The 16,209-nt window shown below is 72.9% G+C and carries 7 protein-coding genes; 2 read left to right on the forward strand and 5 right to left on the reverse strand.

What is annotated here, in order from left to right:
• Positions 1-286: 286 nt before the first annotated feature.
• Positions 287-2,236 carry a DUF6541 family protein gene (locus ACWDN5_RS41495; protein WP_449680127.1) on the forward strand — a complete coding sequence of 650 codons (1,950 nt, stop codon included), beginning with the start codon at positions 287-289 and terminating at the stop codon, positions 2,234-2,236.
• 209 nt (positions 2,237-2,445) lie between these two features.
• On the opposite strand, the gene ACWDN5_RS41500 is transcribed toward ACWDN5_RS41495, so the two are convergent.
• Positions 2,446-3,207, reverse strand: coding sequence for an alpha/beta fold hydrolase (locus tag ACWDN5_RS41500; protein WP_449680128.1), 762 nt, complete (start codon positions 3,205-3,207; stop codon positions 2,446-2,448).
• Positions 3,204-3,998, reverse strand: a complete 795-nt coding sequence (locus tag ACWDN5_RS41505) for an NAD(P)H-binding protein (protein ID WP_449680129.1) — start codon at positions 3,996-3,998, stop codon at positions 3,204-3,206. Before ACWDN5_RS41505 ends, ACWDN5_RS41500 begins: the two co-directional genes overlap by 4 nt.
• 66 nt (positions 3,999-4,064) lie before the next feature.
• On the opposite strand from ACWDN5_RS41505, the gene ACWDN5_RS41510 reads away from it, so the two are divergent.
• Positions 4,065-4,430, forward strand: coding sequence for a winged helix-turn-helix transcriptional regulator (locus ACWDN5_RS41510; protein WP_310972189.1), 366 nt, complete (start codon positions 4,065-4,067; stop codon positions 4,428-4,430).
• A gap of 5 nt (positions 4,431-4,435) precedes the next feature.
• Here the strand turns inward: ACWDN5_RS41510 and ACWDN5_RS41515 are convergent, their stop codons facing one another.
• From ACWDN5_RS41515 to ACWDN5_RS41525, 3 genes are all read right to left on the reverse strand, one after another.
• Positions 4,436-6,007 (reverse strand): carbohydrate-binding protein, encoded by a 1,572-nt coding sequence (locus ACWDN5_RS41515; protein WP_449680130.1) that lies wholly within the window; start codon positions 6,005-6,007, stop codon positions 4,436-4,438.
• Between the two features lie 110 nt (positions 6,008-6,117).
• Positions 6,118-14,613, reverse strand: coding sequence for an SDR family NAD(P)-dependent oxidoreductase (locus ACWDN5_RS41520; protein WP_449680131.1), 8,496 nt, complete (start codon positions 14,611-14,613; stop codon positions 6,118-6,120).
• Between the two features lie 33 nt (positions 14,614-14,646).
• On the reverse strand, positions 14,647-16,209 hold a 1,563-nt coding region (locus tag ACWDN5_RS41525), incomplete at its 5' end, for a beta-ketoacyl reductase (RefSeq protein ID WP_449680132.1).

Raw genomic sequence — 16,209 nt, forward strand, 5'->3', positions numbered from 1 at the left:
GGGGCCGAGCCCCCCGGACCCCCCACGGTGCCTTCCGGTGCCTTGGGAGACCTGCCGGATTGGGTTCGGCTCACCTTGGCAGGTCTGCCGCGGCCAGTTCCGGTCGATGTGGATCGGGTTTTTATTGTCATCCTGCGCGATCAATCCGGGCGCTTTTCGGGCCTGCTGATGCGGATTCGGTACTCGTTTCGGGGGACGTAACCTTCTGTCCCTTGTGGGCGATGAGGACAGCGGGGCCAGGTTGATATGACCTGGTAGCGGAGGGTCTTACGGGGGGAGTTCGACTGTGTCCTGGCTTGGTGCCGTGCCGCTGGTCTTGCTGTGCGGCGCGCTTCTCGTGCTGCCCGGCATTCCTTTCACTTACCTGCTCGGGCTGCGGCGGCTGGCCATGGTTGCCCTGGCCCCGATCGTCGTGGTGGCCGTTGTTTCGGTGACCGCCGTGGTGGCTTCGAAACTCGGGCTTCGGTGGTCGCCGCTGTTGCTGCTGTTCGTTTTCGCGGGAACTGCCGGCGTTTTCGGTGTTGTGGTGCTGGCGCTGCGCAAACGGCTGCCACCGCCTGCTCGCGGTGACCGGCTCGCCGCGGTGGGGACGGCCGTGGCCGGGCTCGGCGCCGCCCTCGTGCTCGGTGTCCTCACCGTGCGCGCGGCCATCGGCAGCCCGGAAGAACTGGCGAAGACCGACGATTCGTCCTTCCACTACAACGCCGTCGCCACCATCCTCAACAGCGGTGACGCGTCCACGCTGATGATCGACACCCTCGGCGTGCCCGATCGCGTCCGGGGCTTCTACCCCGCGGGCTGGCACGACCTGGGATCCCTCTTCGTCATGCTCACCGGCATCTCGGTGCCGGCCGCCGCGAACATCCTCTCCGTGACCATCGCGCTCGTCGTCTGGCCACTGGGCTGCGTGCTGCTCATGCGGCAGCTCGCGGGCCCCTCACGGGCGGCACTGGGACTCGCCGGCCTGCTCAGCGTCGCGTTCGGGGCGTTCCCGTGGGAACTGCTCGGCTGGGGCATCCTGTGGCCCAACCTGCTCGGGCTCTCCCTGGTGCCGGCGGGGGTGGCCGTCGTGGTCTCGATGGCCGGGCTCGCCGAGGACGACGTGATCGGCCGCGGCCGGGCCTGGCTGCTGGCGCCCGTGCTGCTGACGGCGGTGGCCATCGCGCACCCGAACGCGGTGATCAGCCTGGCCGCGATCACCACCCCCGTGGTCGTCGTCGGCCTGGCGCGAGCCGCGGCGCGGCGGTACCGGGCCGGGCGGCGAGCACCGGCGGCCTTGTTCGCCGCGCCGATCGTGCTCGCCGCACCGCTGTACTGGCTGGTCGTCGTCCGGTGGGGCGTGTTCGCGGGACCCATGAGCGCGGATTCGGCACCCTTCGAGTCGCCTTCCCAGGCGCTCGGCGAAGTGCTGACCGGGGCGACCAACCACAACGGCGCCGGCTGGGTCCTCGCCCTGCTGGTGATCCTGGGTGCCGTGTCGTGCTTCCGGCAGCGGTCCCGCCGCTGGCTGGTGGCCGGGCACGTCGTCTCCGGCGGGCTGTACGTGCTCGCCGCGGGCGTGCCGGGCTCGACCCGCCGCATCTTCACCGGCTTCTGGTACACCGACTCCCACCGGCTCGCCGCCATGCTGCCGATCACCGGCGTCCCCCTCGCGGTGATCGGCGTCCTCGCGGTGGTGACGGCGCTGCGCGGCAGGCTCGCGCCGGACGGCGTGGCCCGCCGGCTCGGACCCGCCGCCGCCCCGATCCTGGCCGCCTGCGCCCTGCTGCTGGTGACCGGCGGCCTGCACTTCTCCGACCACCGCAACCGCGTCCTCGCCGCGTACCCCAAGGCCACCCCGCTCGTGAGCCCGGACGAATACGCCCTGTTCACGCGGATCGGCCGGCAGACCGAACCGGGCACCATCGTGGCCCAGAGGCCGTACAACGGCAGCCCGGCGGTGCTGGCCCTGACCGGCCGCCAGGTGCTGTTCCCCCAGCTCAACCTGGGCCGGCTGACCCCGGACCAGGTGTACCTGGCCCAGCACCTCAACCAGGCGGCGAGCGACCCGAAGGTGTGCGAAATCGTCGACCGCCTCCAGGTCCGGTACCTGCTGGCCAACGTCACGGTCAAGGGCAGCATGTGGGAAGGCACCGGCTACCCGGCCCCGTCGGCCGGGTTCCGCGAGCTCGACCGAGGCGGCGCGTTCCGGCTCTACCGGGTCAGCCCGTGCGACAAGGAGACCGACGCCCGCTGACGGTGTTCCGCTTCAGATCCACAGCACGGCCAGGGATCCCCCGCTGACGAGCGAGAACCCGCCGACGACCAGACCACGGCGATTGATCTTCTCGGCGCCACCGGGAGTCGCCGGCCGTCCGGCGCGTGACCAGCGTGCAGCGTGAACCGTCGCCGTCGAGGCGGGGAATCTGCCCGCCGGGCTCCGCGTGCGCGGCCGCGACCGCGGACCTACGACGGGAGACCGGCCAGCCACTCCGCCAGCGTCGACGCCAGCGCCTCCGGCTGGTCCTCGGGCGTGTGGTGCCCCGCCTTCTCCGGGCGCCGCACCACCTCCAGCGATGCGAACGTCGACGCGCACCACTCCACCATCGATGGCGTCAGCATCGTGCCGTGGCCCGGCTCGAACGTCACCAGCAGCTTGGGCACCGCAGGTGACGACGCCAGCCAGCGGCCGAACGCCTCGATCCGGGCCACCACCGCGGCCGGCTCGCCGCCCAGGGGCATCGAGCGGGTCCACTGCAGGACCGGGCGGCGGTCCTGGAACGCGTACTCCGGGGGCAGGAAGTCCTCGACGAGCGACTCGCCCACGCCCGGCGTCTTGAGCGCCCGGAACAACTCGGCGCCCGCGGGCGGGAACTCCTCCCACGTCATCGGCTTCAGGACCGCTTCGGTGAACGCCAGCGCCCGGACGCGCGACGGGTGCCGGGACGCCCAGTCCGCCGCCAGCGCGCCACCCCAGTCGTGGCCGATCAGGACCACGTCGTCCAGTGACAGGGCGTCGAACCACGCGTCCAGGTAACGGGCGTGGTCGTCGAAGGTGTACTCGATGTCCGGCCGCGGGGACGACCCCATGCCGATCAGGTCCGGCGCCAGCAGACGGCCCGGCAGGGACGGCATGACGTTGCGCCACAGGTGCGACGACGTCGGGTTGCCGTGGAGAAGCACCACCGGCGCACCGGTGCCCGACGAACGGTGGACCAGCTCCGTCACTTGAACGCCCCCGCGAAGCGCGACGCCCAGTCGGCGAACGGACGCGGCGGGCGGCCCAGCACCCGCTCGACGTCCGGGCTCACCGCTTGTTCTTCGGACGTCGGCGAACCCAGGATGTCCAAAGTGGAGTCCGCGACCTCCGGCGGCAGGAAGCCCAGCATGAGGGAACGCGCCTCCTCGCGCGTCCGCTCGACGAACCGCACCGGCTCGCCCACCGCTTCGGCCAGCGCCGCCGCCTGTTCGCGCGGGGTGATCGGGGCCGGCCCCGTCAGCACGTACGCCTTGCCCGCGTGGCCGTCCTCTCGCAACGCCGCCGCCGCTACCGCAGCGATGTCCGACGGGTCGACCACCGGCAGGGCCACGTCCGCGAACGGGGCCGCCACCTCCCGCGATGAACGGATGCTCTCCGCCCACTGCAACGCGTTCGACGCGAACGCTCCCGGCCGGAGCAATGTCCACTCCAGACCCGAGCGGCGCACGGAATCCTCCAGCACCGCCGGGTGGCGGCCGGTCGCCACGCCCTGGGACGACAACGCCACCACCCGCCGGACGCCCGCCGCCTTCGCGCGGGCCAGGACGTCGTCCAACGGCACGAACGCACCCGGCACCAGCACGAACACCGCCGACACCCCGGCGAACGACACCGAAGCCAGCTCTCCCCGCTGTACCACCACTCCCGGCGGCGCGGAGGTGATCCGGCGGGACACCGCCGTCACCTCTTCACCCGCCTCCGCCAGCATCCGCACCAGCGGCGCTCCGACATTTCCCGTCGCTCCCACAACCATGATCATGGGATCGACGATACATTCGGAGTGATAGTAGGTACCTAGAGGAAAGTATTGGCCGGAGGCGTCGAAGTGACCGAAACCACACCCGAACAGGCCTGCCCGATCGCCCCGGTCGTCGACATCGTCTTCAGCCGCTGGACGACGCCGATCCTGTGGGCGCTCAACGAGTACGGGCGCCAGCGGTTCGTCGAACTCGAACGCCGCATCGCCACGATCACCCCGAAGGTGCTCACCCAGCGGCTGCGGCAGCTGGAGCGCGACGGCCTCGTCGTCCGCACCTACCACGCCGAGGTCCCGCCACGCGTCGAGTACGAGATCAGCGAGCTCGGCCGCAGCCTCGGCCCGCTGTTCGCGTCGCTCTCCGAGTGGTCGGGCAACCTCGGCAAGGTCGAAGCGGCCCGGCAGTCCTACGACGAACGCAACGCCGCCAGGTAGGCCTGCTACGGCGAAACGTCCAGGTAGTCGAGGTTGGCCGGGCCGTCGGCGGTCGTCGCGGTCAGGCGGACCGTGTGCGCACCCGCCGGAAGCGGCAACGACCTGGCCACCGTGCTCCACGTCGTCCACGCGCCCGTCGCCGGGAACGACACGCCCGCGGCCACCACCGTGCCGTCGACCGAGACGTCCACCGGGCGCGCCGCCGCCGTGCCGTTCGCGTAGCCGAACGTCAGCGTCGATGCCGGGCCCGTGACCTGCCATTCGACGTAGCTGCCGACCGCGTTGGCGCCGTTGGCGAAGCCGGTCCCGGAGAAGCCCGCGTGGTTCGAATCCACCGTGCCGCCGGTCGAAAGCGTGGCGGATTCGGCTTCGTAGCGCGTCGAGGAACCGCCGGCGCGCGACACCCGGTACAGCACCGTCGCGTGCGAAGGTATCGAAGCGCTGATCGTCCCCGAAGTGCTCCGCACCGCCTTGCTCCACAGGTCCTTCAGCGTGTACGAGGATGCGCTGCCGATCCCGGTCGCGGACGCCGTCGTGCTGATCGTCGCCGTCGCGCCCGTTTCGTTGGACAGCGCCACCGCGCGGTCGCCGTTCGAGAGGACCTTGCTGTAGACGACGAGGCCGGCGTTCGCGCTCAGCACGGTCGCCTGCTTGCCCAGCGGGTCCTGGTCGAGCGCGATCACGTCGGTGTTCTTCAGGATCGAGAAGTTGTCGTCCGACACCTTGCGCAGGTCGCTGCCGATCAGCAGCGGGGCCGCCATCATCGCCCACAGGCTGAAGTGCGTGCGGTACTCCGTCGCGGTCATCCCGCCGTTGCCGACCTCGAGCATGTCGGGGTCGTTCCAGTGGCCGGGGCCGGCGTACTGGGCGAGGCCGCGGTTGGTCTGCGCCTTGCCGATCATGCTCGACCACTTGTCGGAGATGTCACCGGTGGTGCGCCACAGGTTCCCGACCGGCGCGGCCCAGGTCCACGGCTTGTTCTGGCCCCACTCGCAGATCGAGTACGCGATCGGGCGGCCGGACTTCGCGAGCGCGTCCCGCATCGCCTTGTAGCGCTGCTGCGCGTCGACACCCTGGTTATTGCAGTTGTCGTACTTCAGGTAGTCGACACCCCAGGAGGCGAACAGGTTCGCGTCCTGCTGCTCGTGGCCCAGCGCGCCCGGGAAGCCCGCGGTGTTGCAGGTCTTCGTGCCGGCACTGGTGTAGATGCCGAACTTCAGGCCCTTCGCGTGCACGTAGTCGGCGAGCGCCTTGATGCCGCTGGGGAACCGCGCCGGATCGGGCACCAGGTTCCCGGCCGAGTTGCGCGACGGCAGCGCCCAGCAGTCGTCGATGTTGACGTAGGTGTAGCCGGCGTCCTTCAGGCCTTTGCTGACGAAGATGTCCGCGATGCCCTTGATCATCGATTCGTTGAACTCGGCGCGGCACTGCGTCGAATTCCAGTTGTTGAAGCCCATCGGCGGCGTGCGCAGCAGGCCGTTTTCCAGGGCCGACGCCGTGGGCGAACCCAGGACGAGACCGCTGGCCGCGATCGCGAACGCGGCGGCCGCGCTCGCGATGCGCCGGAGTGAAGACATGCGTGCTCCCGGAGGTGAGGTGGAGGACCTCCGGTTAGTAAAATTTCCTTCCAATCAGGGAGTCAAGGTCTGGTGCACGAAACATCAGATATGACGCCGGATCATCCCGGTCAGCGGCAAGCGGCGGGCAGCTCCTCCACCAGCCAGGTGTGGATCTGCCGGGCCGCGTCCGCCACGTCCTCCCCCGGTTCGAGGGTGAAGACCGGGACCCGCGGCTCGGCGACGGCGGTCCCGAACAGCCGCAGGTAGGCACCGACAGCCGTCAGTTCGGCATCCGTCGCCGTCTCGGGCAGTTCGTCGAATTCGACGTCCGCCGGGTCGGCGAGCACGACGCCGGTCGCGCCGGCGGCGTCGGCCACGACGGCGGCGAGCAGCGCACCCGAACCGGACCCGAGCACGACGAACGGTTCGCCGTCCGCCTGGGCGCGAATGGCCTCGGCGGCCGTCGTGACCAGCGTGTCCAGGTCGACGGGGGCGGGCGTCTCGCCGTCGAAACCCGGTGCGGGCAGCAGCCACGTCTCCCGGACGCCGTCGAAGCGCGCGGTGACGTCCTCGCCCCAGCGGGTCGAGCCGGTGAGCGTGCCGAACGCGAACAGCAGCGGCCGGGACGCGCCCGTCGTCGCCCGCCGGAGCCGGGGCGTCCACGGCGACGCGGGCAGGAACTGCGCGGCCGCGCCGAGGAACGTCCGGAACTCGGCCGTGCGGCCGGTTTCCCGGGCCGTCCGGAGCAACGTCCCCAACGCACCACCCGGCTCGGCCGTCGGCAGCGGGACGTTGGCCAGCAGGTGCCCGGCCAGCTCCCCGACCGTCGGGTAGTCCCAGACCAGCGCGGCGGGCAGTTCGAGTCCGGTCGCCGCACTGATCCGGTTGCGCAGCTCGACGACGCCGAGCGAGGTGAACCCCAGTTCGGCGAACGCGGACTCCGGCTCGACCGCGTCGACGGACGGGTGCCCGAGCGTCGCCGCGACCTCCGCCCGGACCCAGTCGAGGAGCCACGCCGGGCGGTCGGCGGCCGGGAGGTCGGCGAGCCGTCCGGTGATCGGCTCGGCTTCCGGCGCGTCGCTCGCTTCGGGGACCACCGTCTCCGGCAGCACCAGGTCCAGCCAGTAGCGCCGCCGCTGGAAGGCGTAGGTGGGCAGGTCGACCCGGGCGGCTCCCGGGAAGAACGGCGCCCAGTCGACGTCGACCCCGTGGACGTGAGCAGTGCTCAACGCCGAGAGCAGTGCTCTCTCTTCAGAGCGGTCGCGCCGCACCGCCGGGACAGCGACGCAGCCCTCGCCGAGGATGTCCTTGACCATCGGGCTGAGCACGCCGTCGGGACCCAGCTCCAGGAACGTCGTCACGCCTTCGGCGTCGAGGGCGCGAACGGTGTCGGCGAACCGGACAGCCTCACGCACGTGCCGCACCCAGTAGTCGGCGGTGAACGGCGAAGCGAGAGCACCGCTCACATTCGAGAGCACCGGTATTTCCGCCGGGTGGTACGTCAAGGACTCCGCGACCGCGCGGAACTCCGCCAGCATCGGGTCCATCAGCGGGGAGTGGAACGCGTGGCTCACCGCAAGCCGCTTGGTCTTCGGGAACCGGGCGGCGACCGCCAGCACCGCGGCTTCCTCGCCCGAGATGACCACCGACTCGGGACCGTTCACCGCCGCGATGGAGACGCCCTCGACAAGGGTGATCTCGGACTCGGGGGCGGCGATCGAGACCATCGCCCCACCGGCGGGCAGCGCCTGCATCAGCGTCGCCCGGGCGGCGACCAGCGTGCAGGCGTCGGACAGCGACAGCACGCCGGCCACGTGCGCCGCGGCGATCTCGCCGATCGAGTGCCCGGCCACGAAATCCGGGCGGACGCCGAACGACTCGACCAGCCGGTAGAGAGCGACCTCGATCGCGAACAGCGCGGGCTGGGTGAACTCCGTGCGGTTCAGCAGCTCGGCATCGTCGAAGGGCAGGTTCGGGAAGTTCGCGCAGACCTCGTCGAAAGCCGACGCGTACACCGGGAACCGCTCGTACAGCGAACGACCCATTCCGGCCCGCTGCGCACCCTGGCCGGTGAACAGCACCGCCAGCCGGCCGGGCCGTTCGCGGCCCACGACCACGTTCGGCGCCGACCGGCCCTCGGCCAGCGCGGCCAGCCCGCTCGAAAGCTCGTCGGCACTGCTGCCGTGGACCACGGCCCGGTGCGAAAACCGGCCGCGCGACAACAACGACAGCCCGACGTCGGCCGGATGCCCGGCGACGTCCGACAACCGAGCGGCCTGCGCTCGCAGGGCAGCGTCCCCACGACCGGACAAAACCCACGGCAGGACATCGGTATCCCCGCGCTCGAGCACCACCGGCGGCAAGGCAGGCGCCTGTTCGAGGATCGCGTGCGCGTTCGTCCCGCTGACGCCGAACGACGACACCCCCGCCCGCCGCGGCCGGTCGGAAACCCAGGTGCGCGCCTCGGTCAGCAGCTCCACCGCACCGGCCGTCCAGTCCACATGGGACGAAGGGGCATCGACGTGCAACGTCGGCGGCAGCACGCCGTGCCGCATCGCCATGATCATCTTGATCACGCCCGCCACCCCGGCGGCCGCCTGCGTGTGCCCGATGTTCGACTTCAGCGAACCGAGCCACAGCGGCGTCGAACGGTCCTGGCCGTACGTCGCCAGGATCGCCTGCGCCTCGATCGGGTCACCCAGCGTCGTGCCGGTGCCGTGGCCCTCGACGACGTCCACTTCGGACGGTTGCAGCCCGGCTCCGGCCAGCGCGGCGCGGATCACCCGTTGCTGCGACGGGCCGTTGGGCGCGGTCAGGCCGTTCGACGCGCCGTCGGAGTTCACCGCCGTGCCGCGGACCACCGCGAGCACCGGGTGCCCGAGCCGCCGCGCGTCGGAAAGCCGTTCCACCGCCAGGATCCCGGCGCCCTCGCCCCAGCCGGTGCCGTCGGCCGCGTCGGCGAACGACTTGCACCGGCCGTCGGCGGCCAGGCCGCGCTGCCGGCTGAAGTCGATGAACACTCCCGGCGTCGAGAGCACCGTCACGCCGCCCGCCAGCGCGAGGTCGCACTCGCCCTGCCGCAGTGCTTGGCCCGCCAGGTGCAGCGCCACCAGCGACGACGAACACGCCGTGTCCACGGTGATCGCCGGGCCTTCCAGGCCGAAGGCGTACGCGATGCGGCCGGACACCACGCTCGCCGAGCTGCCGGTGCCGAGGAACCCCTCGACGCCCTCGGGCACGGCGAGCGGCCGGGACGCATAGTCGGAGTACATCACGCCGGTGAACACCCCGGTCCGGCTGCCGCGCAACGACTCCGGGTCGATGCCCGCGCGCTCCAGGGCCTCCCAGGACGTCTCCAGCAGCAGCCGTTGCTGCGGGTCCATGGCGAGCGCCTCGCGGGGCGAGATGCCGAAGAAACCCGCGTCGAAGTCGGCGGCGTCGTAGAGGAACGCGCCTTCCTTGGCGTAGCTGGTGCCGGGGTGGTCCGGGTCGGGGTCATAGAGCGCGTCGGCGTCCCAGCCGCGGTCGTCCGGGAGGTCGCCGACCGCATCACGGCCCGCGGCGACGAGGTCCCACAGGTCCTCCGGGCTCCGGATCCCGCCGGGGTAGCGGCAGCCGATGCCGACGACGACGATCGGGTCGCCGTCCACCCGGCGCTCCCGCACCACCACCGGCGCGGCCTCGCCGGACACCCGCTCGACGACGTACCGGGCGAGCGCCTGCGGGGTCGGGTGGTCGAACACGAGCGTCGCCGGCAGCCTCAGCCCGGTTTCGGCGGCGAGGCGGTTGCGCAGTTCCAGGGCGGTCAGCGAGTCGAAGCCGAGTTCCTTGAACGCGCGCGCCGGTTCGACGGCGCCGCCCGAGGCGTACCCGAGCACGCCCGCGACGAGCCCGCGGACGAGGTCGAGGACCTGCCGGGCGCGGTCGTCCGCGCCGAGCCCGGCCAGCCGCTCGGCGAACGACGACTTCGCGACCGCCGCCGTGGCCTGCCGCCGGGCCGGGGGCAGCAGGCCGTGGAGCAGCGCGGGTGTCACCGGCCGGCGGCGCAGCGCCGCGAGGTCGAGCCGGACCGGCGCGAGCACGGCCCGGTCCGCGGCGACGGCCCGGTCGAACAACGCCAGGCCGAGGTCGGTGTCCAGGGGGGTCATGCCCGCGCCGGCCATCCGGTGGCGGTCGCCGTCGGCGAGGTGACCGGTCATCGAGCTGGCTTCGGCCCAGAGTCCCCAGGCCAGCGACACGGCGGGCAGGCCGTGGGCGCGGCGGTGCTGGGCGAGCGCGTCGAGGAAGGCGTTCGCGGCGGCGTAGTTGGCCTGGCCCGCGCCGCCCATGGTGGCGGCGAATGAGGAGAACAGGACGAACGCGGAGAGGCCCGAGGTGAGCTCGTGGAGGTTGAGCGCCGCCTCGGCCTTGGGCCGCAGGACCGCTTCGAGGCGCTCGGGGGTGAGGGATTCGACGACGCCGTCGTCCAGTACCCCGGCCGCGTGCACGACCGCCGACACGGGGTGTCCGGCCAGGACCGCAGCCAGGTGCGCGCGATCGGCGACGTCGCAGGCGACGGCCGTGGCCGCAGCCCCGAGCGCGGTGAGTTCGCCGGCGAGCTGCGTGGGTTCGCGGCGGGACAGCAGCAGGAGCCGCCGGACGCCGTGGTGGGTGACCAGGTGCCGGGCGACGAGGCCGCCGAGCAGGCCGGACGCGCCGGTGATCAGCACCGCGCCGTCGCCCCAGTCCGGCGACCCGTCCGAAGTGGACACTCGGGCCAGCCGGGGCACGTGCCACGTTCCCGCGCGCAGGGCCAGCTGGGGTTCGCCGGCCGGCAGCTCGGCCGGGACGTCGTCGGCGTCGACGAGCACGAACCGGCCGGGGTTCTCGGCCTGGGCCGAGCGCACCAGGCCGGTCACGGCCGCGGCGGCGAGGCCGGTGACATCTTCGCCGTCGACCGAGACCGCGCCCGTGGTGTGCAGGACCAGGAGTCCTTCGGCGTCGAGCCACTCCTGGAGCCGTTCGAGGACCGCCGCGGTCACCTCCCGCACCGGGCCGTCCGGGACCCGGAACACGGTGAACTCGCCGGTCGGCTCGGTGGCCGGGAGCTCGGGCCAGGTGACCTCGAAGAGCGCGTCCGGGGTGGCGCCGGTGCGGGCCGGGGTCCGCAGGGCCAGCGAACGGACCATGCCGACCGGGGCACCGCTTTCGTCGGCCAGGGTGAGCGCGACGGCGTCGCCGGCGACCGAAGTCAGCGCCACGCGCAGGACGGTCGCGCCGGTCGCGGTCAGGGAAACGCCGCTCCACGCGAACGGCAACCGCGGCCCGTCCGCCGCGGCCAGGGCGCCGAACCCGGCCGCGTGCAGGGCCGCGTCGAGCAGCGCCGGGTGCAGCCCGAACCGGCTCGCCTCGGCGCGCTGGGCCTCCGGCAGCTCGACCTCGGCGAAGACGTCGGAGCCACGGGTCCACACCGCGCGCAGGCCGCGGAAGGCCGGGCCGTAGCCGACGCCGGTGGCGGCCATGGCCGGGTAGAAGCCGGCGAGGTCGGCCGGAGAGGCTTCGGCGGGCGGCCAGGCGTCGAGTGGCTCGACGGCGGGAGCGGCGTCGGTCAGGAGGCCGGTCGCGTGCCGGGTCCACGGGGTGAACTCGTCCGGGCGGGAGTGGATCGCGAGGTCGCCGTCCTCCCCCACCGTGACCTGGACGTGCACGCCGCCCTGCGCGGGCAGGACCAGCGGCGTTTCCAGGGTCAGCTCGTCGAGGGTGCGGCGGCCGGCCTGGTCGCCGGCGCGGAGCGCGAGCTCGACGAACGCCGTGCCGGGGAACAGGACTTCCCCGCCCACACGGTGGTCGGCCAGCCACGGCAGGCTCGACAGCGAGAGCTTGCCGGTGAGGACCATGCCGCCCGAGCCGGCGAGGGACACGACCGCGCCGAGCAGCGGGTGCCCGGCCGGGGCCAGGCCGAGACCGCTCGCGTCGCCGCCGGGGACCAGCCGCGGCCAGTAGCGTTCGCGCTGGAAGGCGTAGGTCGGCAGTTCGGTGCGGCAGGCGCCGGGGAACGCGTCGTCCCAGCGGACGTCGACGCCGTGCACCCAGGCCTCGGCCAGCGAGGTGTGGAACCGGGCGAGGCCGCCTTCGTCGCGACGCAGCGAGCCGAGCGCGGTCACCTCGTCGCCGCCGATCGCCATGGTCAGCACCGGATGCGGGGAGGCCTCGACGAAGGTGCGGAAGCCCTGGTCCGTCAGCGCGGCCACGGCGGTGTCGAGCCGGACCGGACGGCGGAGGTTGGTGTACCAGTATCCGGCGTCCAGCTCGGAGCCGTCGAGCCACGCCCCGGTGACCGTGGAGAAAAACCCCGTCGCGGCTGATCGCGGCCGGACCGGGGCCAAGACGTCGAGGAGTCGTTCGCGGATCCGTTCCACCTGCGGCGAATGGGATGCGTAGTCGACGGGAACCCGCTTCGCGCGGACGTCGGTGCAGGACAACATCAGCTCGTCGAGCGCGTCCGGCGTCCCGGAGACGACCACCGCGGACGGGCCGTTGATCGCGGCGATCGACAACCGCTCGCCCCAGGGCGCGATCCGGGCGGCCACGGCGTCGGCGGATTCGGCGATCGACACCATGCCGCCCTCGCCGGCCAGCGCGAGAATCGCCTGGCTGCGCAGAGCAACCACGCGAGCACCATCCTCGAGGGACAGTGCCCCCGAGACGACGGCGGCGGCGATCTCGCCCTGCGAGTGCCCGACGACCGCGGCGGGCTCGACCCCGTACGAGCGCCAGAGTTCGGCGAGCGAAACCATCACCGCGAACAAGGCTGGCTGCACGACGTCGACGCGCTCCAGCAACGCGGCGTCACGGACGGCCTCGGTCAGGCTCCAGTCCACGAAGGACTTGAGGGCGTCCGCGCATTCGGCCATCCGCGCGGCGAACACCGGAGCCTCGGCGAGGAGGTCGACGGCCATCCCGGCCCACTGGGAGCCTTGGCCGGGGAACACCATCGCCACCTTGCCCGCCGCGGCCGTCCCCTTGACGACGGCGGGAGCCGGGACGTCTTCGGCCAGCGCCGCGAGCCCGGCGGACAAGCCGTCGCGGTCGCCGACGACCACCGCGCGGTGGTCGAACGCGGACCGCGTCGTCGCCAGGGACAGCCCGGCGTCGCCGATCGGCGCCTTGAGGTCGGCCAGCGCGGCGGCCTGCGCGCGCAGGGCTTCCGGCGACCGGGCCGACAGCACCCAGGGCACGATCCGGCCGGGCTCGTCGGGTCCGGCGGCCGGGAGGTCCTCGGCCTGTTCCAGGATGGTGTGCACGTTGGTGCCGCTCATGCCGAACGCGGAAACCGCGGCCCGGCGCGGCCGGTCCGACGGCCAGGCACGCCGCTCGGTGAGCAGCTCGACCGACCCCGCCGACCAGTTCACCCGCGACGACGGTTCGCCGACGTGCAGGGTCGGCGGCAGAACACCGTGGCGCATCGCCATGACCATCTTGATCACCCCGGCCACGCCCGCCGCCGCCTGGGTGTGGCCGATGTTCGACTTCACCGAGCCCAGCCACAACGGCGTCTCCCGGTCCTGGCCGTAGGTCGCCAGCAACGCCTGGGCTTCGATCGGGTCGCCCAGCGTCGTGCCGGTGCCGTGGGCTTCGACGACGTCGACGTCCGAAGTGGACAGTCCGGCGTCGGCCAGTGCCGCCCGGATCACCCGTTGCTGCGAAGGACCGTTGGGCGCGGTCAAGCCGTTCGACGCGCCATCGGAATTCACCGCCGAACCGCGCACTACGGCCAGGACCGGGTGACCGTGGCGGCGCGCGTCCGACAGCCGTTCCACGACGACCATGCCGCTGCCCTCGCCCCACGAAGTGCCGTCGGCGGATTCGGCGAACGCCTTGCAGCGGCCGTCCGTGGCCAAGCCGCGCAGCCGGCTGAACGCGATGAACGACCCCGGCGTCGGCAGCACGGTCACGCCACCGGCGAGCGCGAGGTCGCACTCCCCCTGCCGCAGCGCCTGCACGGCCAGGTGCAGCGCGACCAGCGACGACGAGCACGCCGTGTCGACGGTGAGCGTCGGCCCCTCCAGCCCCAACGCGTAGGCGACGCGTCCGGAAAGGACACTCGCGGCGCTGCTCGTCGCGAGGTGGCCTTCGAGGGCCTCGGCCGAGCCGAGCATGAGGGTGCCGTAGTCCTGGCCGTTGGAGCCGACGAAGACCCCCGTCCGGCTGCCTTTCAGCGACGGCGGCCGGATGCCCGCGTGTTCCAGGGCCTCCCAGGACGTCTCCAGCAGCAGCCGCTGCTGAGGGTCCATGGCCAGTGCTTCGCGCGGGGAGATGCCGAAGAAGCCGGCGTCGAAGTCCGCGACGCCGTCGAGGAAGCCGCCTTCGCGCACGTACGACGTCCCGGGCGCCTCCGGGTCCGGGTCGTACAGCGACCCGAGGTCCCAGCCGCGGTCCTCAGGGAAGCCGGAGATCGCGTCGTGCCCGCCTTCGACCAGGTCCCACAGCTGCGCCGGAGTGCGGACGCCGCCCGGGAACCGGCAGCCGAGGCCGACGATCGCGACCGGCTCGGTGGCCCGCGCCTCCTCGAGCCGGCGGCGGGTGTCCTGCAGATCGGCCGTGACCCGCTTGAGGAAGTAGCGGAGCTTCTCCTCGTTGTCCATCGTCTTCTCACTCCGTAGGTCGCGGGCGCCGGGTCAGGAGATGCCGAACTCTTTGCCGAGGAGGTCGAACATCTCCTCGTCGCTGGCGGATTCGAGGCTCGGGGCCGCCGACTCGCCCGTCCAGCCCGCGGTGAGCAGCCGCAGCCGTTCCGCGACGCGCGCCCGATCGGCCTCGCCGAGGGCGGCGCCGACGCGGCTCAGCTCGTCGAGCAGGCCGTCGACGCCGCGCTCGTCTTCCCGCAGCTCGGCGGTCAAGTGCCGGGCCAGCGCGGACGGCGACGGGTGGTCGAAGACGAGCGTCGCGGGCAGGTTCAGCCCGGTGAGGCGGTCCAGGCGGTTGCGCAGTTCGACGGCGGTCAGCGACGTGAAGCCGGTTTCGCTGAACGCCCGGTCCGGGGCGACGTCGGCGGCCCGGCCGTGGCCGAGCACCGCGGCGACGTGCTCGCGGACGATCTCGAGGACCAGGTCACCGGCGTCGGCCGTCGACATCCCGGCCAGGCGGTCGCCGAGGTTTCCGGGCGGCGCGGCCAGGACCGGAGCCGCCGGGGCCAGCTCGGCGAAGAACGGCCGGGTCGCGGGATAGGTGTCCCAGTCGATGTCGGCGACGACCTGCGACCACGCGATCCGGCCGAGGACCGCCGCGGCGCCGGCCGCGGGCAGCGGGGTGACCCCGGCGCGCCGCATCCGGTCCGCGTTTTCGGCGGCCATGCCCTCGCCCGCCCAGGGGCCCCAGGCGATCGAGACCCCCGCGCGGCCGGTCGCCCGGCGGCGTTGGGCGAGTGCGTCCAGTTCGGCGTTGGCGGCGGCGTAGTTCGCCTGTCCCGCGGCGCCGACCGTGCCGGCGAGCGAGGAGAACAGGACGAAGGCGTCGAGGTCGCCGGTCAGCTCGTCGAGGATCCGGGCGCCGGTCACCTTGGCCCGCAGGACCTCGGCGAACCGGTCGCCGGTCAGGGTGTCGACGACGCCGTCGTCGAGGACGCCCGCCGCGTGCACCACCGCCGTCACCGGGTGTCCGGCCAGCAGGGCCGCGACCGCGTCCCGGTCGGCGACGTCGCAGGCGACCACCGTCACGCGGTCGTCCGGGGACTCGCCCCCGCGGCGGCCGGCCACGACGACGTGCTCGGCGCCGTGGTCCAGGAGCCACCGGGTGACGTGCCCGCCGAGGGCTCCGGTGCCGCCGGTGACCAGGACCGTGCCCGTCGGTGTCCACTGTGGATTCGTGCCGGTGTCGCGGACGAGGCGGCGGGCGAGGACTTTTCCGGCCCTTACGGCGACTTCGTCTTCACCGCCGGTGGCGAGGACCGCGCACAGCCGCTCGCCGTCCTCGGCGGTCAGGGTTTCCGGCAGGTCGACCAGGCCGCCCCAGCGGTTGGGGTGTTCCACCGCGACCGTCCGGCCGAAGCCCCAGAACTGGGCCTGCGCCGGGTCCGCGACGGGCTCGCTGTCCGCCGTCGCGACCGCGCCGCGGGTGGCGCACCACAGCGGCGCGGCGACGCCGGCGTCGCCGAGCCCTTGCACGAGGGCGAGGGTCTGCGGGAGCCCGGCCGCCACGGCCGACGCCGGCGCGCCGGTCGCGAAGGCCAGCAGGGACAGTGC

It is taken from the genome of Amycolatopsis sp. NPDC003731, assembly GCF_053586895.1.